This window comes from Salinimicrobium sp. TIG7-5_MAKvit (assembly GCF_049569215.1).
Lineage (GTDB): Bacteria > Bacteroidota > Bacteroidia > Flavobacteriales > Flavobacteriaceae > Salinimicrobium > Salinimicrobium profundisediminis.
In genome coordinates this window covers 2363863-2387386 of sequence record NZ_CP145903.1, presented here as the reverse complement: position 1 = coordinate 2387386, position 23524 = coordinate 2363863, and the positions used below count along the sequence as shown (strand labels likewise).

Annotated in this window: 21 protein-coding genes; 11 read left to right on the top strand and 10 right to left on the bottom strand. The window is 42.7% G+C overall.

Translation table 11 applies throughout. The annotated features are described in order from the left end of the window. Positions 1 to 17: 17 nt before the first annotated feature. Positions 18 to 1127 (bottom strand): adenylate kinase, encoded by a 1110-nt coding sequence (locus tag V5739_RS10700; protein WP_423818160.1) that lies wholly within the window; start codon positions 1125 to 1127, stop codon positions 18 to 20. 129 nt (positions 1128 to 1256) lie between these two features. On the opposite strand from V5739_RS10700, the gene V5739_RS10695 reads away from it, so the two are divergent. The 5 genes from V5739_RS10695 to V5739_RS10675 all read left to right on the top strand — a co-directional run bounded on the left by V5739_RS10695 (position 1257) and on the right by V5739_RS10675 (position 6096). After that, a complete protein-coding gene (locus V5739_RS10695; RefSeq protein WP_423818159.1) occupies positions 1257 to 2414 on the top strand; it encodes a 5-(carboxyamino)imidazole ribonucleotide synthase in 1158 nt (385 codons plus the stop codon). 51 nt (positions 2415 to 2465) lie between these two features. Next, on the top strand, positions 2466 to 2951 hold the full coding sequence (gene purE / locus V5739_RS10690) for a 5-(carboxyamino)imidazole ribonucleotide mutase (protein WP_266070208.1): 486 nt from the start codon (positions 2466 to 2468) through the stop codon (positions 2949 to 2951). Between the two features lie 205 nt (positions 2952 to 3156). Beyond that, on the top strand, positions 3157 to 5190 hold the full coding sequence (locus tag V5739_RS10685; RefSeq protein ID WP_423818158.1) for a M3 family metallopeptidase: 2034 nt from the start codon (positions 3157 to 3159) through the stop codon (positions 5188 to 5190). Between the two features lie 92 nt (positions 5191 to 5282). After that, a complete protein-coding gene (locus tag V5739_RS10680) occupies positions 5283 to 5834 on the top strand; it encodes a sigma-70 family RNA polymerase sigma factor (RefSeq protein ID WP_423818157.1) in 552 nt (183 codons plus the stop codon). 1 nt (position 5835) lies between these two features. Next, positions 5836 to 6096 carry a hypothetical protein gene (locus V5739_RS10675; RefSeq protein WP_423818156.1) on the top strand — a complete coding sequence of 87 codons (261 nt, stop codon included), beginning with the start codon at positions 5836 to 5838 and terminating at the stop codon, positions 6094 to 6096. Here the strand turns inward: V5739_RS10675 and V5739_RS10670 are convergent. Further along, positions 6082 to 6894 (bottom strand): hypothetical protein, encoded by an 813-nt coding sequence (locus tag V5739_RS10670; RefSeq protein WP_423818155.1) that lies wholly within the window; start codon positions 6892 to 6894, stop codon positions 6082 to 6084. The two genes, V5739_RS10675 and V5739_RS10670, sit on opposite strands and share 15 nt — an antisense overlap. Before the next feature lie 115 nt (positions 6895 to 7009). Between V5739_RS10670 and gcvP the strand changes: the two genes are divergently transcribed. From gcvP to V5739_RS10650, 4 genes are all read left to right on the top strand, one after another. Beyond that, positions 7010 to 9859 carry an aminomethyl-transferring glycine dehydrogenase gene (gene gcvP, locus V5739_RS10665; RefSeq protein ID WP_423818154.1) on the top strand — a complete coding sequence of 950 codons (2850 nt, stop codon included), beginning with the start codon at positions 7010 to 7012 and terminating at the stop codon, positions 9857 to 9859. A gap of 224 nt (positions 9860 to 10083) precedes the next feature. Beyond that, the gene (locus V5739_RS10660; protein WP_423818153.1) at positions 10084 to 11142 is read left to right on the top strand and encodes a 3-oxoacyl-ACP synthase III family protein; all 1059 of its coding nucleotides are present in this window, start codon (positions 10084 to 10086) and stop codon (positions 11140 to 11142) included. Continuing rightward, positions 11143 to 11664, top strand: coding sequence for a methyltransferase (locus V5739_RS10655; RefSeq protein WP_423818152.1), 522 nt, complete (start codon positions 11143 to 11145; stop codon positions 11662 to 11664). A 135-nt stretch (positions 11665 to 11799) separates the two neighbouring features. Further along, positions 11800 to 12648 carry a glycosyltransferase gene (locus V5739_RS10650; protein WP_423818151.1) on the top strand — a complete coding sequence of 283 codons (849 nt, stop codon included), beginning with the start codon at positions 11800 to 11802 and terminating at the stop codon, positions 12646 to 12648. Here V5739_RS10650 and pafA read toward each other — a convergent pair whose 3' ends face one another. Next, positions 12649 to 14313: an alkaline phosphatase PafA gene (gene pafA / locus V5739_RS10645; protein WP_423818150.1), complete on the bottom strand. Its 1665-nt coding sequence runs from the start codon at positions 14311 to 14313 to the stop codon at positions 12649 to 12651. 111 nt (positions 14314 to 14424) lie between these two features. Here pafA and V5739_RS10640 point away from each other — a divergent pair, with 111 nt between their 5' ends. Next, on the top strand, positions 14425 to 15162 hold the full coding sequence (locus V5739_RS10640) for an MlaE family ABC transporter permease (protein WP_423818149.1): 738 nt from the start codon (positions 14425 to 14427) through the stop codon (positions 15160 to 15162). Next, a complete protein-coding gene (locus V5739_RS10635) occupies positions 15162 to 15926 on the top strand; it encodes an ABC transporter ATP-binding protein (protein WP_266070197.1) in 765 nt (254 codons plus the stop codon). Before V5739_RS10640 ends, V5739_RS10635 begins: the two co-directional genes overlap by 1 nt. Positions 15927 to 15928: 2 nt before the next feature. Here the strand turns inward: V5739_RS10635 and V5739_RS10630 are convergent, their stop codons facing one another. From V5739_RS10630 to pdhA, 7 genes are all read right to left on the bottom strand, one after another. Beyond that, a complete protein-coding gene (locus V5739_RS10630) occupies positions 15929 to 17353 on the bottom strand; it encodes a DUF389 domain-containing protein (RefSeq protein ID WP_423818148.1) in 1425 nt (474 codons plus the stop codon). A 3-nt stretch (positions 17354 to 17356) separates the two neighbouring features. Then, complete coding sequence (locus V5739_RS10625) at positions 17357 to 18439, bottom strand: mannose-1-phosphate guanylyltransferase (RefSeq protein WP_423818147.1); 1083 nt, start codon at positions 18437 to 18439, stop codon at positions 17357 to 17359. A gap of 1 nt (position 18440) precedes the next feature. After that, complete coding sequence (locus V5739_RS10620) at positions 18441 to 19046, bottom strand: SprT-like domain-containing protein (protein WP_345597153.1); 606 nt, start codon at positions 19044 to 19046, stop codon at positions 18441 to 18443. A 5-nt stretch (positions 19047 to 19051) separates the two neighbouring features. Further along, the gene (locus tag V5739_RS10615; protein ID WP_423818146.1) at positions 19052 to 19732 is read right to left on the bottom strand and encodes an SDR family NAD(P)-dependent oxidoreductase; all 681 of its coding nucleotides are present in this window, start codon (positions 19730 to 19732) and stop codon (positions 19052 to 19054) included. Then, on the bottom strand, positions 19729 to 20721 hold the full coding sequence (locus tag V5739_RS10610; protein ID WP_423818145.1) for a M28 family peptidase: 993 nt from the start codon (positions 20719 to 20721) through the stop codon (positions 19729 to 19731). The genes V5739_RS10615 and V5739_RS10610 overlap by 4 nt, the downstream gene beginning before the upstream one ends. 63 nt (positions 20722 to 20784) lie before the next feature. Next, positions 20785 to 22440, bottom strand: coding sequence for a pyruvate dehydrogenase complex dihydrolipoamide acetyltransferase (locus tag V5739_RS10605; protein WP_423818144.1), 1656 nt, complete (start codon positions 22438 to 22440; stop codon positions 20785 to 20787). Positions 22441 to 22446: 6 nt separating this feature from the next. Then, positions 22447 to 23445 (bottom strand): pyruvate dehydrogenase (acetyl-transferring) E1 component subunit alpha, encoded by a 999-nt coding sequence (pdhA, locus tag V5739_RS10600; protein WP_423818143.1) that lies wholly within the window; start codon positions 23443 to 23445, stop codon positions 22447 to 22449. Positions 23446 to 23524 lie beyond the last annotated feature (79 nt).

Below are 23524 nucleotides of genomic sequence, written 5' to 3'. Positions count from 1 at the left end.
TACACCTGTGGTATTTCTTATACCAGCTGGTCAATAGCTTCTTTTAAACGCGCAGTGATCTCCTGAATTGAGCCTACTCCGTTTATGCCAAAATATTTATCCTGTTTCAAATAAAACTGTTTTAAGATCGCAGTTTCTTCGTAATAAACTTTTATCCTTTTGCGAATAACAAGTTCATTGGCGTCATCTGGCCGTCCCGAAGTTTTCCCCCGCTCAAGCAAACGCTCCACCAGGATCTCATCATCTACTTCCAGAGCGATCATGGCATTAACCTGGGTTCCCTCTTCCTGAAGAAATTCTTCAAGAGCTTCGGCCTGTGCAACCGTGCGTGGAAATCCGTCGAAAATGAAGCCATTCCCTTCGGTTGACTGTCTTACTTCAGCTTTCAGCATGTCTATAGTAATGCTATCGGGCACCAGTTGGCCTTTATCCATGTAGGCTTTTGCAAGCTTACCAAGTTCAGTTTCATTTTTAATGTTGTACCTAAAGACATCGCCTGTAGAAATGTGTTTAAGGTTGTAATGATCTTTAAGGACAGCTGCCTGGGTTCCTTTACCTGCACCAGGAGGCCCAAACAAAACAATGTTTGTCATTTTACTGTTTTTAAGTTTATAGACCTGGGTGAGATTCCTGCCCAGCCCATCATAATCAAGACCATATCCTACTATAAAATCATTTGGAATTTCCATCCCCACGTAATCTATGGGAAGACTTTTCTTGTAGGATGCAGGCTTGTAAAATAAAGTTGTAATTTTATATAGGTTCACTTCTTCGCTCTTAAGAATCCTATCGAGGCTCTCAAGAGTATTTCCAGTGTCCACAATATCCTCTATCACCACTACATTACGACCTTTCAAAGAACTGGTAAGCCCCATTAAAGACTCTACATTACCTGTGGTTCCCGTACCTTCATAAGAACTTAGCTTCACAAAGTTCACTTCACAGTCGCCCTTAAATCTCTTAATAACTTCGGCCGCAAAAAGAAAAGCCCCATTTAAAACCCCCAGAAAAACTGGTGTTTTATTTTCAAAATCGGCATTTATCTGCGCAGCCACTTTTTCTATACCGACGTTGATTTCGGCTTCAGAAATAAAAGGAGTAAATTTTAGATCGTGTAGTTGTACCAAAACAAAAATATTTTTGGGAAGCAAAGATACATATTCCAATCAACTCATGATGCCAAACCCTGCGCATTTATAACTGAATCTTGCGGCATTTCAGATTTTTAAAATTATTTTTGCTGAAACACCTCATTAATGATCAATTATTTTTCTTCAGATTTCACCCTCGGAATACTTGGTGGAGGCCAGCTTGGAAAAATGCTCCTTTACGAAACCCGAAAGTTTGACATTCGCACCATTGTACTCGATCCTAATGCCGAAGCGCCCTGCAGGATTGCCTGTGATAAATTTACCCGCGGCGATCTCATGGATTTTGACACTGTAGTGAACTTCGGAAGAAAAGCAGATGTGCTCACCTTTGAGATTGAAGCAGTCAATGTAGAAGCTCTTGAAAAATTAGAGTCTGAAGGAATAAAAGTCTATCCTTCATCCAAAACCTTGAAGAAAATTCAGGACAAAGGCGTTCAAAAAGATTTCTTTACCAGCCACGAAATCCCTACTGCCCGTTACCAAAAATACTCCTCAAAAATGGCATTTTTGGAAGGTCTTCAAAAAGGGGAAATCTCCCTGCCTCTTGTGTGGAAAAGTACAACGGGAGGTTATGACGGTAAAGGTGTTGCAGTGGTCAAGAACCTCCAAACAGCCCAGGATTTACCCGAAACTGCCTGTATTGCTGAAGATCTTATCCCTTTTAAGAACGAACTGGCGGTAATTGTGGCCCGCAACCCATCGGGAGAGGTAAAGACCTATCCCGTGGTTGAGATGGAATTTCATCCCGAAGCCAACCAGGTAGAATACGTGATTTGCCCGGCCCGGATTGATGCCGCGGTAGCCGAAAAAGCGAGAAAAGTAGCCGAAAAAGTTTCGAGGGCCTATGAACATATTGGTTTACTGGCGGTTGAAATGTTCCAGACAGAAGAAGACGGGATTTTGGTTAACGAAGTTGCACCCAGGCCTCACAACAGCGGCCACTACAGCATAGAAGCAGCATTCACCAACCAGTTTGAACAGCATTTGAGAACTATTTTAGATCTTCCTTTGGGAGATACCGAAAGCAAGGCCGGCGGCGTAATGGTGAACCTGGTAGGCGAAGAAGGTTTTTCGGGAAATGTGATTTACGAGAACATCTCCGAAATCATGAAGCTAAAAGGGGTAACCCCTCATATCTACGGAAAAAAAATTACCCGCCCTTTTAGAAAAATGGGCCATGTCACGATTGTGAATGCCGATCTTTCTAAAGCTAGACAAATTGCTGAAGAGGTCAAAAATAAAATTAGAGTAATTAGTGAATAACAAAACAGACCTCACAGGTTTCAAAAACCTGTGAGGTCTAAAATTTATTATATGAGCAAAGTAGGAATTATTATGGGCAGCACCAGCGATATGCCGGTAATGCAGGAAGCAATAGATATATTAAAGTCCTTTGATGTAGAAGTTGAAGTAGATATAGTTTCTGCTCACCGTACCCCCGACAAACTTTTCGATTATGGGAAAAATGCTCATACCCGCGGCATAAATGTAATTATTGCAGGTGCCGGTGGCGCTGCACACCTTCCGGGAATGATTGCATCTCTTTCCCCCCTGCCGGTTATTGGGGTGCCGGTAAAATCGAGTAATTCTATTGATGGCTGGGATTCTGTATTGTCTATTCTACAAATGCCGGGAGGAGTTCCTGTAGCCACTGTAGCCCTCAACGGAGCCAAAAATGCAGGTATCCTGGCAGCGCAAATTCTTGGTAGCTCAAACCAGGACGTGCTTCAAAAAATCGTAGATTACAAGGAAGACCTAAAACAGAAAGTAATTGAGGGCGCAAAAAGCATTAAAAAATAAAAGCCACGTTTTCACGTGGCTTTAAAGTAGCATTCGTTGTTTTAATAGTATTTATTAACCATTCTAAATATATTAATCAAAAACCTAAAAGCTACTGACTTTAGTAATTTGGGAAATGTGAAGTAAAGAATAATTTTAGAATTTTCCGAACTTTTCCAAAAAATTTCGTTAAAACGCATTCTTTTAAGCCAATTATTCAAGCTATATGACAGAAAGAAATCCACTTCTGGAAAAATTCGATACCGCTCCTTTTATGAAAATAAAAACCGGGCACTACAAACCGGCCATAGAAGAAGCTATCAGGCGGGCGCAACAGGATATTGAGCAAATCACTGCTTCAAGTGCAGCCCCTACTTTTGAAAACACCGTAGAAGCCCTTGAGTTTGCAGGAGAACAACTTGACAGAATTACCAGCATCTTCTTCAACATCAACTCAGCCGAGACCAATGAAGAAATTCAGAAACTGGCACAGGAAATATCCCCGGTATTAACCGACTTCAAAAATGACATTATCCAGGATCCGGTACTTTTTCAAAAGGTAAAAGCGGTTTACGAAAACAAAGACAGCCTCAACCTCAGCATTGAACAAAGCACCTTGCTGGACAAGAAGTACAAGATGTTTAAGCGCAACGGCGCAAATCTTGATGCCGGGCAAAAGCAGGAACTGCGAGAACTGGATAAAAAACTGGCTTCTTTAAGCCTCAACTTTGGAGAAAACGTGCTGGCCGAAACTAACAGGTACGAACTCTATATCACTCGCGAAGAAGATCTTGAAGGCCTGCCCAAAGGTGCCCGTACCGCAGCAAAGATGCTGGCAAAAGAAAAGAACAAAGAAGGATGGATCTTTAACCTTCATTACCCCAGCTACATTCCGTTTATGAAATATGCTAAAAGCAGAGCGCTGCGCAAAGAACTTGCCATTGCTTTTGGAGCTAAGGGTTTTCACGGCGACGAGCTTGACAATAGGGAGAATGTGCTGCAAATTGTAAAACTGCGGCATAAAAAGGCCAATCTTCTGGGCTATCCAACCTATGCGCATTTCAAACTGGAAGAACGTATGGCCGAAACTCCAGAAAAAGTAAATTCCTTCATGGAAGAACTTTTGGAAAAAGCCAAACCGGCAGCCGAAAAGGAATTTAAAGAACTTGAGAGTTTTGCGCAGGACCTTGACCAGATCGACCGACTCGAAAAATGGGATGCGGCCTATTATTCAGAAAAACTGAAGCAAAAACTTTTTAACCTCGACGATGAACAGCTCAAGCCTTATTTTGAGCTCAACAACGTCATCAAAGGCGTATTTATAGTAGCCGAAAAACTTTATGGTCTCAACTTCAAACAGGTCTTTGATGTAGAAACCTATCATCCTGAGGTGCAAACTTACCGGGTTACCGATGAAGAAGGAAAGGAAATAGCCCTGTTCTACGCCGATTTCCATCCGCGTGAAGGCAAGCGTGGTGGCGCATGGATGACTTCTTACAAATCTCAATATCGCCAAAAAGGTAAAAATGAGCGCCCACATATTTCTATCGTCTGCAATTTCACAAAACCTACAGATGAAGACCCATCTCTGCTCACGTTCAATGAGGTTACTACCCTCTTCCATGAATTTGGTCACGCCCTTCACGGCATGTTGGCAGATACAATTTATCCAAGTATTTCGGGCACTAACGTTTTCTGGGATTTTGTCGAACTTCCAAGCCAGGTACTCGAAAACTGGTGCTATGAGAAAGATGCGTTGAAACTTTTCGCCACGCATTACGAGACCGGCGAAGTGATTCCCGATGATCTTATTCAAAAGATCAAAGATTCGGCTACCTTCCATGAAGGCATGGCCACATTAAGGCAGCTTAGTTTTGGAATGCTTGACATGAGCTGGCACAGCAAAGACCCTTCAGGCATTGATGATGTTAAAGCCCATGAAGAAAAAGCCTTTGAGACTACACAACTTTATCCTGAAGTGAAAGAGAACTGCATGAGCACCTCGTTTTCACATATCTTCCAGGGAGGTTATGCTGCCGGTTACTATTCCTATAAATGGGCAGAAGTACTGGACGCCGATGCTTTTGAATTCTTTACTGAAAATGGCATTTTTGACAGGGAAACCGCCAATAAATTCAGGGAAACCGTACTTTCTCAGGGAGGCACCGAGCACCCGTTGACCTTGTACAAACGCTTCAGAGGAAAAGAGGCTGCTCCTGAAGCCTTGTTGCGCAGAGCAGGATTGCTTCCGAAGAAATAAGATAGCATATACCATAAGATAAGCAGAAGGTTTGGCGAATGCACAAAAGCATTAACCAAATCTTTTGCTATTTTTGAGAGAACCGGCCAACTATGGAAGCAAACAGCATAAATCCACAAAAATGGGTAGACAGGTATGCAGATTACCTGTTCAACTACACCATTGTGCGCGTAAATGACCGGGAAATGGCTAACGATCTTGTTTCTGAAACCTTCCTGGCCGGGCTCAACTCCATGAAAAATTTTAAGGGAGAAGCTTCGGAAAGAACCTGGCTCATTTCAATTTTAAAACGAAAGATCATTGACCATTATCGCCGGAACAATTCCCAAAAAGGACAGGCCGAAGTTAAAATGCAGTTCCGGGACAGCGACAATGAAGGTGACTGGCTGGAAGAAAGGGTAGCCGATCTCTCTGACATGACAGCCGAAGACGAGATGGAAAACCACGAACTGGGGCTTGCCATTTTGGATTGTGTTGACCAGCTCAATGAAAAACAGGCAACCATTTTTAAAATGAAGACCATTGATGGTGTAGATACCGAAACCATTTGTAATGAATTTGAAATTAGTCCGTCTAACCTTTGGGTGATTATTCACAGGGCCAGAACTTCTCTGGCTAAATGCCTGGAGAAAAATTGGTTTTAGCATGAAGAGATTACATTTTATGAAACTTAGCTGCGCCGAAGCAGAAAAAGTTTGCACAAAGGCCGAATATAAAGAGGCCGGTTTTATTGAAAAGTTAAGACTGAAGCTCCACCTCTACTTTTGCCGAACCTGTAATGATTACTATCACAATAACAAGAAACTGAGTAATCTTCTGAAAAAAGCCGATATTAAAACCTGCTCTTCACAGGAAAAGGAAGCTTTCAGAAATAAGATCAAAAACGGAACTTCAAAAGGCTTTTAACATTAAAAGAATCACCAGCCATAAGATGGGAATTGCTTCCACCCAAAAAGCGGTAAAGTAGCGGCTTCGGTGTTCTTTACTGGCCATTACAAAAAAGGCAGTTAGAAGACACATTACAACCAAAGCATTAAAAGAGGCCTGTGACCCTGAAGTTTTTAAAAGTTCTGTCACAATTACCACCCCCAGTAGCAGCAGGCCCACGATTTTAGTCCTGGTAACCCCTATTCGCTGCGGAAGGGTTCCCAACTGCTCCAGGTCGTACTTTAAGTCCCTTATCTCGAACGGCAGGATCCAGACCAGCACCAACAAAAACCGCTGAAACATTTCGAGAAAAAGGTCTCCAAAAATGGCATTTTTGACACCTATTCCGGGAAGCACTACGGTCACCCCGGCCCACACAATACCAATAATGAATATCTTAATGCCCGAGATACTTCTCAAATTTCTTCTTTTGCTGAAGACAGGCAGGGCATAAAGCGCAGTTAGGGATCCAAAAATGGCATTTAGCAGCAGGATTTTGAAATCAATAAAAAAAGAAGAAATGAGCAACCCGGTAAAGCAAAAAAGAGAAAATATCTGAATGTTTTTGAGTCCGCGGGTGAGTGTTCGGTGATGCAGGCCGGCTACTGCGGCATACTTCACAAAATTGTATCCTGTTACCACTGCAAAAAAGATAAAAACCAGCAGGCCAGGGTCAATTTGCCCTCCAAAATGCAGCACAGTTACAAGGCAAAGCGAAACCACCGCTAAAGCCACGTGAATACTGCTATTAATATAGAAATCAAATATTTTTTTCACAACTGTAAAGGCAACAGGCCAGAGCTTAAAAACTTTACCAATCTTGCTGTTTTAAATCACTAAAAATTAGGTTGAAAATGCTTATTTTCGCCCTTCAAAACACAACTTTTACTTGATGAATACTTTTTCTTTTGCTACACGTCATATAGGCCCACGGGAACATGATCTAAAGGACATGTTGGAGACTATTGGAGTTGACTCAATAGATCAACTAATCTACGAAACCCTGCCCGATGATATTCGCCTAAAAAAGGATCTTGAGCTTGCCCCGGCCATGAGCGAACATGAATATATTGCTCACAGCATCTCGCTGGCTGCCAAAAATAAGGTTTTCAGGACATATATTGGGCTTGGCTATCACCAATCAATCACCCCACCTGTAATTCAGCGTAACATTCTGGAGAATCCGGGTTGGTATACTGCCTACACTCCTTACCAGGCCGAGATTGCCCAGGGAAGGCTGGAAGCACTTTTGAACTTCCAGACTGTAATAGCCGATCTTACCGGAATGGAACTGGCTAATGCTTCTTTGCTTGATGAAGGTACTGCCGCCGCCGAAGCTATGTCTTTGCTATATGAAGTGCGGGAAAGAGATCAAAAGAAAAATAATATCAATAAGTTCTTTGTTTCAGAACTTGTACTTCCGCAAACTATAGATCTTCTTAAAACCCGTGCAATTCCGCTGGGTATTGAACTGGTTATTGGAGATCATGAAGAATTCGATTTTTCCGAAGAGTTTTTTGGAGCTTTTCTCCAGTATCCCGGAAGAATGGGCCAGGTGTACGATTATTCTCAATTTGTTGCCAAAGCCAAAGAACACAATATAAAAACCGCAGTAGCTGCCGACATTCTAAGTCTTGTGAAGCTACGTGCTCCTGGAGAATTTGGAGTAGACGTGGTAGTGGGAACTACCCAGCGCTTCGGAATTCCTTTAGGCTACGGCGGGCCTCATGCTGCATATTTCGCCACTAAAGAAGAATACAAAAGAAGCATTCCCGGCCGAATTATTGGAGTGACCAAAGATACCGATGGCAACTTTGCCCTTCGTATGGCACTTCAAACCCGGGAGCAACATATTAAAAGAGACAGAGCGACGTCAAATATTTGTACCGCACAGGTGCTTTTAGCTGTAATGGCAGGTATGTATGCTGTTTACCACGGCCCACGCGGATTAAAATTCATTGCCAACAGGGTTCACAGCCTGGCCGCAACTGTTGCTGAAAATGTTGAGAAATTAGGTTTTTCCCAGCTGAATTCTACATTTTTCGATACTGTACTTATTAAGGCTGAAGCAGCGAAAGTAAAGGAGATTGCAGAACGCAATAAGGTGAATTTCTACTACCCGTCTTCAGACGTAGTGGCAATTTCCCTGAATGAATCTACAAACCTTGATGACGTAAATACCATTCTTGAAATTTTTGCTGAAGCCGCCGGTAAAGAAGCCATTAAAGCTTCAGAGCTTTCAGAAAACAATTACATTCCTGCTTCAGTAGAACGCAAAACGGAATTTCTTAAAAATGAAGTTTTCAACTCTTATCATTCAGAAACAGAGTTGATGCGATACATCAAAAAATTAGAGCGTAAGGATCTTTCCCTTAATCACTCCATGATCTCGCTGGGTTCATGCACCATGAAGCTCAATGCCGCTGCCGAAATGCTCCCAATAAGCTATCCGCAGTGGGGAAATCTGCATCCTTTTGTTCCTGTAGAGCAGGCAGAAGGTTATCAAATTGTTCTGAAAAAACTGGAAGAACAACTCACAGAAATTACAGGATTTGCCGGCACTTCCCTACAGCCAAACTCGGGCGCACAGGGAGAATATGCCGGACTCATGGTGATTCGTAAGTACCACAAATCACGCGGGGAATCTCACAGGAATATTTGTCTTATTCCATCATCAGCTCACGGTACCAATCCTGCTTCAGCAGTTATGGCCGGAATGAAAGTGGTAGTTACCAAGTCTACCGAATCGGGCAATATTGACATAGAAGATCTTAAGGAAAAAGCCCTTAAACACAAAGATAACCTGGCGGCACTCATGGTGACTTATCCTTCAACTCACGGAGTATTTGAGTCGGCCATTATGGAGGTTATCGATATTATCCACCAGTATGGCGGGCAGGTTTATATGGATGGTGCAAATATGAATGCACAGGTAGGCCTAACCAGTCCCGGAGCAATTGGCGCCGATGTTTGCCACCTCAACCTTCACAAAACCTTTGCTATTCCGCATGGCGGTGGCGGCCCGGGTGTTGGCCCCATATGTGTTGCAAAACAACTTGTGCCGTTCTTACCAGGGAATCCGGTAGTAAAGACAGGTGGTGATGATGCTATTACCGCAATTTCATCAGCTCCATGGGGATCTGCGCTGGTTTGCCTTATCTCTTATGGCTATATCAAAATGCTGGGTGCAGAAGGCCTTAAAAAGGTGACGCAATTTGCCATTTTAAACGCCAACTACATCAAATCTCGTATAGAAGAACACTACAAAACCCTTTACAGTGGTGAACGCGGAAGGGCTGCCCACGAAATGATCGTGGATTGCCGCCCATTTAAAGCCAAAGGAATTGAAGTGACCGATATTGCAAAAAGGCTTATTGATTACGGCTTCCACGCCCCAACAGTTTCATTCCCTGTTGCCGGAACTTTGATGATAGAACCTACCGAAAGTGAAAGTAAAGCTGAACTTGACAGGTTTTGTGACGCACTTATCTCTATACGTAAAGAAATTGACGAAGCTACAGAAGATGAACCTAACAATGTACTGAAGAATTCCCCTCACACGCTGGCAATGTTGACTACCGACGAGTGGAATTTCCCATACACAAGGCAAAAAGCAGCTTTTCCTATAGATTACCTGGCCGAAAACAAATTCTGGCCCTCCATTCGAAGAGTTGATGAAGCCTTTGGAGACAGGAATCTCATTTGCACCTGTGCGCCCATAGAAGAATATATGGAAGATTAAAAAGAGAAACACCGGAGGCACATCACCTCCGGTTTTTTTAGCTTTGCTTTCATTAACAATTCGTTAACAAAAAAGCAGAAAATTTCGCTATTTTTAATCATAGTAGAAGCTTTTACCAAATCCTTTACAGATGCCGCAAAAGTATATTTTAATGTAAAAAATATAGGGAAAGCGGCATAACATTTATTAATTTTGAGACTTGTCAACTTTATAACTGACACAGAATGAGCATAAAAATCACAGGGGTGGGAAGTTACATCCCAGGCAGAGTTGAAAAAAATTCAGACTTTCAAAAACATGAATTTTTATATGAGGATGGTTCCACCTTTTCCCAACCCAATGCAGTTATCATTGAAAAATTTAAAGCTATAACCGGTATTGCCGAAAGGCGGTACGCGCATAATGAGCTTAACAATTCTGACATTGCTTATCTCGCTGCCAACAGTGCAATAGAAGATGCCGGGATTGATCCTGAAGAACTCGATTACCTAATCGTTGCCCATAACTATGGCGATGTACTTCACAATGACTTACAGAGCGACACCGTTCCCAGTCTTGCCACCAGGGTAAAACATAAACTGCGCATTAAGAATCCAAAATGCGTTGCTTATGATATACTTTTTGGCTGCCCGGGATGGGTTGAAGCAGTGATCCAGGCAAAAGCTTTCATACAAAGCGGCATGGCAAAAAAATGCCTTGTTATTGGTTCCGAAACCCTTTCGCGGGTAATAGACAAGCACGACCGGGACTCCATGATCTACTCAGATGGAGCAGGAGCTACCGTGATTGAAGCCAACGAAGAAGAAGGAGGGATCCTGGCCCATGAAAGTGCCACTTACTCGTTTGAAGAAGCTAATTTCATTTTCTTCGGAAAATCAAATAATGCTAAGGCTACAGATGACCGCCGATACATTAAAATGCACGGCCGTAAGATCTACGAATTTGCATTGAGCCATGTTCCTAATGCCATGAAGAGCTGCCTTGAGAAAAGTGGCAAAAAGATAGAAGATATTAAGAAGATCCTCATTCACCAGGCCAATGAGAAAATGGATGAAGCCATTGTAAAACGTTTTTACAGGCTTTACGGGCAACAGGTGCCAGAGGGTATAATGCCAATGAGTATTGATAAACTTGGCAACAGTAGTGTTGCTACCGTACCTACCCTGCTCGACCTTATCCTGAAGAAAAAGATGGACGGCCAGACCCTCGAAAAAGGAGATGTGATCATTTTAGCCAGCGTGGGTGCCGGGATGAATATTAATGCCATTGTGTACCAGTTCTAGATGTACGAAAAGAGTTTCCCGAACAAGCGATATAAAGAAACCCTTGAATTCTTAACCCATGTTGCTCCTGCTCCCGCCAGTATTCTGGACCTGGGCGTGAGAAATCCGTTTAGTGAGCTAATGCAAGCACAGGGCTACCAGGTCACCAATACTACAGGAGAAGACCTGGATTTAGACACCACAAGTGTAAAGGATTCTAATGCAGAAATTGTCACTGCCTTTGAGATCTTTGAGCATCTTGTGGCCCCGTTTAATGTACTTAGGGACATACGCGCTAAAAAACTGGTTACTACCATCCCGTTAAGCCTGTGGTTCTCTCCCGCCTATCGCAGTAAAACCGATAAATGGGACCGGCACTACCACGAGTTTGAAGACTGGCAGTTTGACTGGCTGCTGGAGAAAGCCGGCTGGGAAATAAAAGAACGGCACAAATGGACAAACCCTGTAAAGAAGATTGGAGTAAGGCCGCTGCTTAGACAGTTCACGCCCCGCTACTACGCCGTGTACGCCGAGAAAAAATAACCCGTCAAAATTGGCATTTTTGACACCTCTTTTTCTATTGAAGCAATATACAGCGTAATTACAGTTATACTCTAATCTCTCCTGCTTCGGAAACAGAGGCTCAGAAATTGTACTTTTACTGAAAGTTTTGAACCAGTGAAATTCTACATCGTCATCCCTGCACATAATGAGGCAGCATTTATAGGGCAAACCCTGAAGTCTCTTTCTGAACAAACCCTGCAGCCCAAAAAGCTGGTAGTGGTTGACGACCAATCTTCGGACGCTACAGCACAGGTAGTGAAAGATTATGCTGATAAATTCCCTCTCATTTCCCTTGTGAGCACCACTTCTTCCGAAGCACATTTGCCAGGAAGTAAGGTGGTAAACGCCTTTAACTACGGATTAAACCAGCTGGATCAAAACTACGACGTCATCTGTAAATTTGATGCCGATTTGATCTTTCCAGAAGAATACCTCGAAACCATTAGCAGGCATTTTAAGGAAGATCCAAAAGTGGGAATGGCAGGAGGGTTTTGTCACCTTGAAAAAGACGGAAACTGGCAGCTGGAAAATTTAACCGGAAACGACCATATTCGGGGAGCTTTAAAGGCTTACCGAAAAGCCTGTTTTGAAGACATTGGCGGGCTTAAACCTTCTATGGGCTGGGATACCGTAGATGAATTACTGGCACAGTTTCACGGCTGGAAGATCAAAACCGATGCCTCTCTGGCTGTCAAACACCTTCGCCCCACCGGATTCACCTATAACAAAGCCGCAAAATGGAAACAGGGAGAAGCTTTTTACAAGCTGCGCTACGGCTGGGTTATTACTTCGATTGCTTCGGTCAAGCTCGCGCTAAAAAAAGGAAATGCCGCACTTGCATTAGATTACCTGAAAGGCTATAGAAGGGCTAAGGCTTCAAAAATGCCATTTTTGGTAGATAAAAAAGAAGGAGCCTTCATAAGAAGGCTCCGGTATAAAAAAATGCTGTCAAAAATCTTCTAGCTACCTGGCAAAGACCATATATAACGGCCGCCCTGTAGCCCCATTAGGAAACGGGATCCCCAATAGCGCCGAAATTGTTGGTGCAATATCTACTATTTCGGTTCTTTCGAGACTGTTGCCCGCTTTGATACCTTTTCCGAAGAAAATAAGCGGCGCATGGGTATCATAGTTATTACCCGAACCATGGGTTGAGCCGGTACGGGAATAAGAAATCACCGAAGGATCAAGAATTATCGCCACATCACCACTCCTTTTTTGATTGAATCCGTTATCAACAGCCGACGCAATTTTTTCTGAAAAACTGGCTGATTGTAACTGACTTCTGGTGAACACCCTGCTGATATTTTCATACTGAAGCAGAAAATGCATAATCTCCTGCTGAAGTTTTTCAGAAGAAATGTCCATTTTCAAGACCTCATCATAGTTGAAGAAGATTTGATTGTTTGAAATGTTCTCTACCAGGTTATCTTTCTGAAATTTACTACTGAGAAAATTATTGAGCTCTTTTTTAAGCTTATCCCACTCAAAATATCCTGATGGAATCCCCACGGTTTCCAGGTAAGCAGGTACTTGAACTCCCCCATGATCGGAAGTAAGGAACAAAGTGTAATTCCCCTCTCCCACTTTTTGATCGAGCGCCTTCAGCAGTTTTCCAAGATCGCGATCAAGCCTAACGTAAGTATCCTGCACTTCTTTTGAATTCACGCCGAAGTTATGCCCCACATAATCTGTTGAAGAAAAGCTTACCGTTAAGAAATCGGTGTCGGCATCCTGCCCCAATTGTTCCCCATCAAGAGCTGCAATAGCAAAGTCGGCAGTAAGGCTGTTCCCGTAAGGAGTAGCTTTTAAAATATCATAACCTCCATTTTGCTCTTTTAGAGACTTTAGGTCGTAAGGAAATCCGGTATCTGCTTTTCCTTTAAAGCCGCCTTCAAAATTGTTGATATCTGTACCGCTTTCAATGTAAGTATTAATGTCTGCCAAAGTAGTCCAGGGTTTTAGGTAACTGTCTGCTTTTCCTGAAGCATTAAATTTCTGCACCCATTGAGGTAGTTGTTTAGTATAGAAAGAACTGGTGATCCACCTGCCTTCATCCTGACCATGAAACCAGTACGCTGCATTGGCTGTATGGCCTGCCGGAAGAACGGCACCCCTGTCTTTTAAGGCTATACCAATGGTCTTCCCTCTCATTTGTGTGTGTAGCCTGTTTTCATCGGCCACCGTGGTAGTGATCAAACGGTGGGGTGAAACTTTACCGGCCTCGTCTTCAGTCCCCACGGGATCTATTGTGGGATCTTCTACACAGTACACATATTCTTTATCAAACTTATCATACCAGTTATTCCCAATAATTCCGTGGGTTTGAGGAGATGTACCAGTATAAACAGAAGCATGTCCCGGCGCTGTATATGTAGGAATATAATTGAAATGGTTGTTCCTTAGGTTAAAACCTTCAGAAACAAGCCTTTTAAAACCATCATCACCAAAGTGGTTCCAGAACCTGGTGATATAGTCATATCGCATTTGGTCTACCACCACTCCCACTACGAGCTTTGGGTTGGCATGAAGGTCTTTTTCAGGATCAAAAGATCGTTGAGGGGCTTCCTGTGCACTAACTGTCGAGAAACAGAAGGACAACAGGACAATCTGAATAAGATATCTCATTATATAAATTTTAGTGTTGTAAAAATACAAAGTTTAAGGAGTATAAAGATTAAGTTAAGCTTAAATACATTCTTTCAAAAATTAGTATTTTAGCCAGAACAAAAGCTTACAATGAGATACCTGCAGTCTATTGGGGAATATTTTTTAATGTTAAAGGGTGTGTTTGGAAGAATGACCAAACGCTCGGTTTTAAAAGAATTGATCTTTAAGGAAATAGACGTGGTTATTATAGGGTCTCTTGGAATTGTTTCATTCCTATCCTTTTTTATAGGTGCAGTTGTTGCTTTACAAACGGCACTCAACCTGAACAACCCGTTAATCCCAAAAAGTTTAATTGCTTTTGCAGCAAGACAGTCTATCATCCTGGAATTTGCCCCTACTTTTATTTCTATCATTATGGCAGGAAAAGTGGGATCTTTCATCACTTCCAGTATAGGTTCAATGCGGGTTACCGAGCAAATAGATGCACTCGAGGTAATGGGGATCAATTCCCTAAACTACCTGGTCTTCCCGAAGATTATTGCTATGCTCACGTACCCATTTCTCATTGCTATTTCGATGTTCCTGGGAATTATGGGAGCTTACACGGCAGCAGTGATGGGAGGATTTGTACCGGCAGATGTTTTTTTACAGGGATTACAGGAAGAATTTGATTCATACCATCTATTTTACGCGTTTTTCAAAACCTTCCTTTTTGCTTTTATCCTGGCCACTGTACCTTCTTACCATGGCTATTACATGAAAGGAGGCTCTTTGGAAGTGGGACAGGCAAGTACCACCTCTTTTGTATGGACCAGTGTTGTTATTATTATCACGAATTACATAGTAACTCAATTACTACTTAGCTAATGATCGAAGTAAAAGGTTTAAAGAAAAGTTTTGATGACGAGCACATCCTTAAGGGTATTGATTTCGTATTTGAAACCGGTAAGACAAACCTGATCATAGGGCAATCGGGTTCGGGTAAAAGTGTTTTGATGAAAAGCATGCTTGGGCTTTTCACTCCAGATGAAGGTACTATTGAGTACGACGGAAAAGCCTATTCGTCATTTACCGATGAGCAAAAAAGGGAACTGAGGCAGGAAATGGGTATGCTGTTCCAGGGAGGAGCCTTGTTTGACTCCATGACTGTTCAGGAAAATGTCATGTTCCCTTTGAGAATGTTTACCAAAAAGAAAAAAAGAGAGCTTAAAGACCGGGTTGATGAGGTGCTTGAAAGAGTGAACCTTTCCGATTCGGGAAACAAATATCCGGCAGAAATAAGTGGAGGGATGCAAAAAAGGGTAGCTATTGCCCGGGCTATTGTGAATCGTCCAAAATACTTATTTTGTGATGAACCTAACTCAGGTCTTGATCCACGCACTGCCACGGTGATAGATAATCTTATTCATGAACTCACTGTGGAATATGATATCACCACCGTAGTGATTACCCACGACATGAACTCGGTACTGGAAATTGGTGAAAATATCGCCTTTTTGAAAGACGGGGTACTGGCATGGAAAGGGGACAAAAGCCAGATTTTCAAAACTGACGACAAAACCGTTACAGATTTTGTCTACTCCTCCGATTTATTTAAGAAAGTGCGGGACGCCCAACAACAGGGCCTCTAAGGCTAATTTACAGTTCTTACAACAAGAGTATCCAGCGACAGGCGCACCTGCAACCATTTTTCGAGCTTATCCCTTTGAGATCTACGTGCTGCAGCATTCAATTTGGATGACCACTTAACGTTGAAAGTAGGAATAGTATCAATTTTCGAGAAGTTCGTGACAAGACTATTGGCATAGCTCATCTCCTGAATTTCGGAATAGTTGATCTTGGCTTCTCTTGAAACGCTTTCAAAAGGAATCCCGGTACTTCTATATTTTACCAGCTCCTGTTCGAGCAACTGAATACGGGCATCTTTATTCTCCACCAGTTGCTGATTTTTCACATAAAGATCTTCGAGGATTCCTGCCCTCACTTCGGTAGAAAGTCGGCTGGCCAGTTCTGAACTTTGGTCAGACCCCTGGTGTATTTCGAGCACCACATCCTCCAGGTTGGGAACCTGCGTAATAGCCTGTACCCACTGTTCAATTTGCTCTTGTGGCACCGGCCGGCCAATCAGGTAGATCTCAATGATCTTGGTCTTGTAATCCTGTTCAAATTTAACAACTTCGGCCCCGGGATAATTCACCACCTCGTGAACAAATTCTTTTGTCTTACTTACAAAAACCTGTTCCCGCAGTAGATTCACAAATAAAATGATACTGGGTATCATTACCAGGATTGCCACCAAAGAAGCCAAACGTGCGGTGTTCCTTCTACGCTTGCTGTTCACGTACTTAACCAGTGGGAAACGCAGTAGTTTCGCCATTAGGAAAGTGGAAAGTGCAATAAAAATGGAATTGATGGTAAACAGGTAAAGAGCTCCCCCTGCATATTCCCAGTTAGCTATCGCTAACCCATATCCCACCGTACAGAGTGGCGGCATAAGTGCCGTGGCTATAGCCACACCCATAATAACACTGGCAATCGCCCCTTTTTTTGTTTTGGCTATAATAAGCGCCGAACCTCCAAAAATGGCAATTAGAACATCGAGTATTGTAGGATATGTCCGGGCTACAAGTTCAGGTGTTTCTTCTTTAATTGGAGAGATCAAAAAATACAAATAAGCGGTAAGTACACTTAAGAACACCATCACCCCTAAATTGACGAGGCTTCGTTTTAAAGTATCAATATCATTTATAGCTACAGAAAAACCAATCCCTACAATAGGCCCCATTAAAGGAGAAATAAGCATGGCACCAATCACCACAGCAGTACTACTCACATTAAGGCCAATAGAAGCCACAAAAATGGAGAATATGAGAATCCAGGCATTGTGACCTTTAAAGGAAATGTCCCTTTTCACCGTTTCCAGGGTTGTTTCCCTGTCGGTGTCATCATGAATATCGAGAAGCTCCCTTAAAAACTCCTTGATCTCCCGAAGAGCAGTTTTGCCCTTGTTCACATGACCTGCCGGCATTGCTGTACCACTTCCTGATGTATCTTCCATTCTCTAGCCCAAATTTTGACCGAATTTTTCTTTCACCCGCTCTCTGATTCCTTTAATATCCTGCTCTTTTGCCCGCGGCACAATGAGCAAAATCTCATTTTCGTCTACTATAACACAGTCTTTCAATCCTTCAATGACCACCACTTTATTTTTGTCTGAAGATACCAGGTTTCCCGTGGCATTTTCAGCAAAAAGACGGGCGTTTAGCGCCACGTTACCATCTTCATCCTTTCCTGTCTCTTCGTAAAGAGAACCCCAGGTGCCCAGGTCATTCCAGTCAAAAGAGGCTGGGATCACATCAATAGTACCCTGTTCCTTCTCTAATATGGCATAATCAATCGAAATATTTTTTGCCGCCGGATAATTCTCCCTGATAAAATCCTTTTCTTCGGAAGTATTATATATCGCTTCCCCTTTTGAAAAGAGCTCAAAAGTTTGTTCCAGGTTTTTCTGAAATGACCTGATTATATATTCCACATTCCAGACGAATATGCCTGCATTCCACAAGAAATTCCCGCTCTTCAGAAAATCTTTAGCGACCTCATAAGAAGGCTTTTCAGTAAATAACTCCACCGGCTTCACTCTCCCCGGGGCCGACGGATTGAATTTGATATACCCGTAACCGGTATTGGGAAAAGTCGGTTTTATCCCTAAAGTAAGGATCTTGTCCTGTTCCCGTGCCGCTTCAAAAGCGATAGTGATATCATCTAGGAAAGCCTGTTCATCTTCTATCCAATGATCACTGGGAGCCATGATCATCACCGCATCACGGTTCTTTTTTCTAATCTTTAGAGCCGCAAGTAACACAGCCGGGGCGGTATTACGCATTACCGGTTCCAGTAAAATTTGTTCCTCGCCAAGCTCGGGCAACTGCTCCTTCACCAGGTGTTCATAACCTTCATTGGTGAGTACATATATATTCTTTGCAGGCACTAAGTGCGTGAGGCGCTTAAAAGTGGTTTGAATAAGGGTTTCCCCCTTACCCATTAAATCCCTGAACTGTTTCGGTTTTGCTGCGGTACTCACCGGCCAAAACCTGGAGCCTACCCCGCCAGCCATTAAAACTGCAAAATTACTCTCCTTCATATCAATTGGCTGTTTTTAATAATTCCACTTCTGCGTTGGGCTGGAACAGGTAAATTCTGCCTGTTTTCACTTCTACGCATTCATATCTTTTTACACGCCGTTCGCCCTTTTTAAATATCCTGCCATTGTATATTCTAAAAACCCCTCCCTGCGGAATTTCAAAAATATAATTTTTGTCATTCTCGGCATCAAATTGTTTTAGAGCTACCGAAAGATGAGCATCTGTATCACTGCTCGCCTTCGGATTTTTAAAGTGCCTGGCAATTAAAGGCAGTAACTGCACCGGAAATATCTCGGGTCTTATAAATGGAAGCATGAGCTTCTGGAAACATCTTTTCCACTCCTCCCCATGAGGTTTAATTTGCCTTCCAAAATGTTCAAAAGCCACCAGGTGTGCTATTTCATGAACCAGGGTAATAAGAAATCGATACTCGTTGAGACTTGCATTCACCGTAATTTGATGAACTCCGCCCGGCAAACTGCGATAATCGCCATGTCGGGTTTTTCTTTCGTTCACAATTTTAAGGTGAACATTATTGGCCTTAATTAAGCCGAATATTGGTTCAACAGCATGGGTAGGGATATATTTCTCAAGTATATGCTTCATTCCTGTTATGGTGTACTACTGGAAACCTGTAACAACTTACCGTTGTAAAATTTATTTCCGGTAAGAGAAAAGTCGGCGATGTACCGGGCCATCTCAGCGGGTTGCAGAGGTGCTTTATAACCTGGAAAAGCCTCCTGGAGCATTTCCGTTTGTACCGCACCCAAAGCAAGTACGTTAAATGCGGGGCCGCTTTCTTTATATTCTTCAGCAAGGAGTTCTGTGAGTGTTATTACTGCACCTTTACTCGAACTATATGCAGCAAGTCCCGGAAATTTCATACTGCCCTGCACTCCGCCCATACTGCTCACGGTAACTACATGCCCTTCTTTACTGATTAAAGGCAACAATTTCCTGGTAAGAGCGGCAACACCAAAGACATTCACTTTATACACGCTCTCAAACTCTTCGGAAGTTATTTCTTCAAAAGGTTTATTTATAATGGCACCTGCATTATTTATAAGGATGTCTACGCCGCCCCATTGTTCCTGCACAAATTCTGAAGCTTTCTGAAGATCTTCTTCTCTGGTAATATCAAATTCAAAGAAATGCACATTTTCAAGATCCAGTTTCTTAATAGCATCCTGATTTCGGGATAATGCAAGTACTTTATGCCCGGCTTCGGCCAGGATTTTGACAAGTTCTAAACCTATCCCCCGGCTGGTACCGGTGATCACAATCTTTTTCATTGCTCCTTAAGTTTTATTTCTTTTTGGGTGCTATTTGCCATACCGGCAATTCCCGGAATTATGGTTTCAATGAGGTTTTCCATATGAGCTACATCCATTTCTTCAAATTCATCTTTTACATGATGGTAATAGGGAAAATTTGTAAAGTCGAAAGTTGAGATGGTTTGTGCCGGCACATTGAATTCCTTAAAAAAGGGATAATTATCACTTCTTTGGAAAAGACTGTATTGCTTAGCTTCAGGCAGAAATCCCAGCACCTGGGCTTCAGAATATTCATTGAATTTTTCGGCTAAATTGGAATTTTCGTAGCCGGTGAGGTACGCCATGTAATCTCTATCTTTCATGGGCACCCCAATCATTTCAATATTGAACATGGTGTAGAGGTCAATTCCTTCAGCTTTGAATTCTTTTGCTAATTCGGCAGCTCCTACCAACCCCAATTCTTCCGCAGAAAAAAGACTGAAAAGTATGCTTCTTTTCGGCGGATTTTCAGCAAAGAATTTAGCCAGCTCCAAAACCGCTGTAGTTCCCGAAGCATTGTCATTGGCACCATTAGCCAGGGAATCGCCTTCAAAAGGCTTGGCATGGCCCACATGATCGTAATGCGCGCCCACAATTATGTATTGATCTTTTAACTGTGGGTCTGTTCCCTCAACAAGGCCCACAAGGTTATATCCTGTTAAACCTTTTACCTCAAAGGTATCTCTATAGCTGTCAAAAAAGGGTTTTACGCCCTGCTCTTTGAACACGTTCTCTATATATTGAGCAGCTTTCTCTATACCATCTGTATCCGTTGATCTTCCCTGAAGTTCATCGGAAGAAAGATATTTTAAGGCTGAAGAAATATCCTCTTCTAAAATGGCATTTTTGACACTCTCTTTTTGAAAAGAAACAGCGGCTGTCTCAGTAGCCACTTGTTTGGAATGCCCGCAGGCTGTAAAAACTAAAAAGCCTGCAGCTGCAAGACCGGTAAAGGTGAATTTTCTCATGCGGCTAAAGATAAAAAAATCCCGCGAGAAGCGGGATTTTTCGTTATTAGTCTATAAATCTCCTTAGGCCAACATGGTCACAGGATTTTCAATATAGGTTTTAAGTGTTTCCAGGAACTGAGCCCCGGTTGCACCATCTACCGTACGGTGATCGCAGGCAAGAGTAAGCTTCATGGTATTTCCTACCACAATTTGCCCATTTCTCACTACCGGCTTCTCAACAATAGCTCCTACTGAAAGTATAGCGGAGTTAGGCTGATTAATGATGCTGGTAAATTCTGTGATCCCGAACATTCCAAGATTAGAAACCGTAAAAGTACTGCCCTCCATTTCCTGAGGCTGTAATTTCTTGTTACGGGCTTTACCTGCAAGTTCTCTCACCTGTCCGCCAATTTGGGTAAGCGACATTTGATCTGCATATTTCAATACCGGAACAACGAGTCCTTCTTCAACCGCTACCGCAACCCCCATGTGGATGTGTTTTGCAATTTTAGTAGTATCTCCAGTCCACTGAGAATTCACTTTTGGGTGTTTTCTCAAAGCCATCGCCGATGCTTTGATCACCAGGTCGTTAAAAGAAACCTTCACGTCTGGGATCTCATTGATCTGCTTGCGGTTGGCCATAGCATTAGCCATATCTACTTCAATAGTGAGGTAGTAGTGCGGTGCGTTATATTTAGATTCGGCAAGTCTCTTCGCAATAGTTTTGCGCATTTGAGAATTCTTCACCTCTTCAAAACTTTCTTCACCGGCCGGAGTGTAAGCCTGTACCGGAGACGGCTGTGCCTGTTGTTGAGGCTGGGCCGCAGCAGCAGGTTTTGCCTCGGCAGCTTTTCCTGAAGTTTTATAATTCTCGATGTCTTTTTTGACAATACGATTGTTCTCTCCGGAACCTTTTACCTGAGAAAGATCGATACCAAGATCATCGGCCATCTTTTTGGCAAGCGGCGAAGCGAAAATTCTACTTCCATCTGAAGCTGTAGCCTCTTGCAAAGTTTCTTTAGAAGCTTCGGGCTTTTCTTCTTTTTTCTCTTCGGTGCTTTTTGAAGCTGCAGGTTTTGATACCCCTCCCGACTTAACTATTGATGAAACATCTGTTCCTTTTGGGCCAATAATAGCCAGAACAGCATCTACAGGTGCAGTTTCTCCTTCCTGAATCCCTACGTACAATAAAGTACCGGAATAGAAAGATTCAAACTCCATAGTTGCTTTATCGGTTTCAATTTCGGCAAGGATATCTCCTTCCTCAACCTCATCTCCTTCTTTTTTGATCCAGGAAGCAACTGTTCCCTCTTCCATAGTGTCACTAAGGCGTGGCATTCTCACCACTTCTACTCCTTCAGGAATTTCACCTCCTTCAGCATCATCTTCAGAGGAAGCATCTGAATCAGACGAAGCTTCAGGTTTTTCTTCAGTTTCAGATTTAGAATCTTCTTTAGGAGCATCTGCTTTCCCATCCAAGAGTGAGGAAATATCCTCTCCTTCTTCTCCTACTATTGCCAGCAGGGTATCTACAGGTGCAGTTTCTCCTTCTTCAATTCCAATATACAATAAGGTACCTTCGTAGAAAGATTCAAATTCCATAGTCGCCTTATCGGTTTCGATTTCGGCAAGAATATCCCCTTCTTCAATTTTGTCACCTTTTTGTTTTAGCCACTTAGCAACAACACCTTCTTCCATGGTGTCGCTAAGGCGCGGCATTTTAATTACTTCAGCCATAATTCTTTATAGTTTATGGGGTAAAAACGGATAATCTTTTTGTTCGTAGACTACATCATACAACTGCTGCACATCTGGAAAATCAGATTCTTCAGCAAACTGCTCACATTCAGCAACCAGGTCTTTAACTTTCTTGTCTATGGCCTTGATTTCTTTATCTGTAGCGTATTTGTTCTTTTTGATGATCTCTTTCACCTGGGTGATAGGATCAATTTTTTGATACTCGGCTACCTCCTCTTTGGTACGGTATTGCTGCGCATCACTCATAGAGTGACCACGATAGCGATACGTTTTCAACTCGAGGAAGGTTGGACCTTCACCTTTACGTGCTCTTTTAATAGCTTCGTCAAGAGCTTCGGCTACTTTTTCCGGATTCATTGCGTCAACAGGCCCACATGGCATGTCATATCCAAGACCCAGCTTCCAGATCTCTGTACTTTTTGAAGTACGTGCCACCGAGGTACCCATCGCATACCCGTTGTTCTCTACACAGAAAACCACAGGCAGGTTCCATTTCACAGCCATGGTGAAAGTTTCATGAAGGGAACCCTGTCTTGCAGCACCGTCACCAAGAAAGGTTAAGGTTACTGCGTCTCTTTTAAAATATTTATCTGCAAAGGCAAGACCGGCACCAAGAGGAATTTGACCTCCAACAATACCATGCCCACCATAAAAGCGGTGCTCTTTTGAGAAAATATGCATGGAACCACCCATACCGTGAGAGGTACCGGTTTTCTTTCCATACAACTCGGCCATCACCCTTCTTGGATCCACACCCATCCCAATTGGCTGCACGTGGTTTCTATAGGCAGTGATCATTTTGTCTTTTGACAAATCCATTACGTGCAATGCACCTGCAAGTATTGCTTCCTGCCCGTTGTAAAGGTGCAAGAAACCTCTTACCTTTTGCTGAATATACACTTGAGCCAGTTTGTCTTCAAACTTCCGCCAAAACAGCATGTCCTCATACCACTTTATGTAAGTGGCTTTTGTTATTTTCTTCATTTAACTACTTATTTTTTAGGCTAAGCGATGCTTGCGCCAAGCGAAACACAAAAATACTATTTTCAAAAGGAACTAAAAA

Excerpts from the sequence above, each read along its gene's own strand:
- V5739_RS10695 (WP_423818159.1), top strand. The coding sequence starts at position 1,257 with ATGATCAATTATTTTTCTTCAGATTTCACCCTCGGAATACTTGGTGGA.
- V5739_RS10655 (WP_423818152.1), top strand. The coding sequence starts at position 11,143 with ATGTACGAAAAGAGTTTCCCGAACAAGCGATATAAAGAAACCCTTGAA.
- V5739_RS10635 (WP_266070197.1), top strand. The coding sequence starts at position 15,162 with ATGATCGAAGTAAAAGGTTTAAAGAAAAGTTTTGATGACGAGCACATC.
- V5739_RS10680 (WP_423818157.1), top strand. The coding sequence starts at position 5,283 with ATGGAAGCAAACAGCATAAATCCACAAAAATGGGTAGACAGGTATGCA.
- purE (WP_266070208.1), top strand. The coding sequence starts at position 2,466 with ATGAGCAAAGTAGGAATTATTATGGGCAGCACCAGCGATATGCCGGTA.
- V5739_RS10630 (WP_423818148.1), bottom strand. The coding sequence starts at position 17,353 with ATGGAAGATACATCAGGAAGTGGTACAGCAATGCCGGCAGGTCATGTG.
- pdhA (WP_423818143.1), bottom strand. The coding sequence starts at position 23,445 with ATGAAGAAAATAACAAAAGCCACTTACATAAAGTGGTATGAGGACATG.
- V5739_RS10625 (WP_423818147.1), bottom strand. The coding sequence starts at position 18,439 with ATGAAGGAGAGTAATTTTGCAGTTTTAATGGCTGGCGGGGTAGGCTCC.
- V5739_RS10660 (WP_423818153.1), top strand. The coding sequence starts at position 10,084 with ATGAGCATAAAAATCACAGGGGTGGGAAGTTACATCCCAGGCAGAGTT.
- V5739_RS10620 (WP_345597153.1), bottom strand. The coding sequence starts at position 19,046 with ATGAAGCATATACTTGAGAAATATATCCCTACCCATGCTGTTGAACCA.
- gcvP (WP_423818154.1), top strand. The coding sequence starts at position 7,010 with ATGAATACTTTTTCTTTTGCTACACGTCATATAGGCCCACGGGAACAT.
- V5739_RS10605 (WP_423818144.1), bottom strand. The coding sequence starts at position 22,440 with ATGGCTGAAGTAATTAAAATGCCGCGCCTTAGCGACACCATGGAAGAA.
- V5739_RS10640 (WP_423818149.1), top strand. The coding sequence starts at position 14,425 with ATGAGATACCTGCAGTCTATTGGGGAATATTTTTTAATGTTAAAGGGT.
- V5739_RS10610 (WP_423818145.1), bottom strand. The coding sequence starts at position 20,721 with ATGAGAAAATTCACCTTTACCGGTCTTGCAGCTGCAGGCTTTTTAGTT.
- V5739_RS10685 (WP_423818158.1), top strand. The coding sequence starts at position 3,157 with ATGACAGAAAGAAATCCACTTCTGGAAAAATTCGATACCGCTCCTTTT.
- V5739_RS10615 (WP_423818146.1), bottom strand. The coding sequence starts at position 19,732 with ATGAAAAAGATTGTGATCACCGGTACCAGCCGGGGGATAGGTTTAGAA.
- V5739_RS10675 (WP_423818156.1), top strand. The coding sequence starts at position 5,836 with ATGAAGAGATTACATTTTATGAAACTTAGCTGCGCCGAAGCAGAAAAA.
- pafA (WP_423818150.1), bottom strand. The coding sequence starts at position 14,313 with ATGAGATATCTTATTCAGATTGTCCTGTTGTCCTTCTGTTTCTCGACA.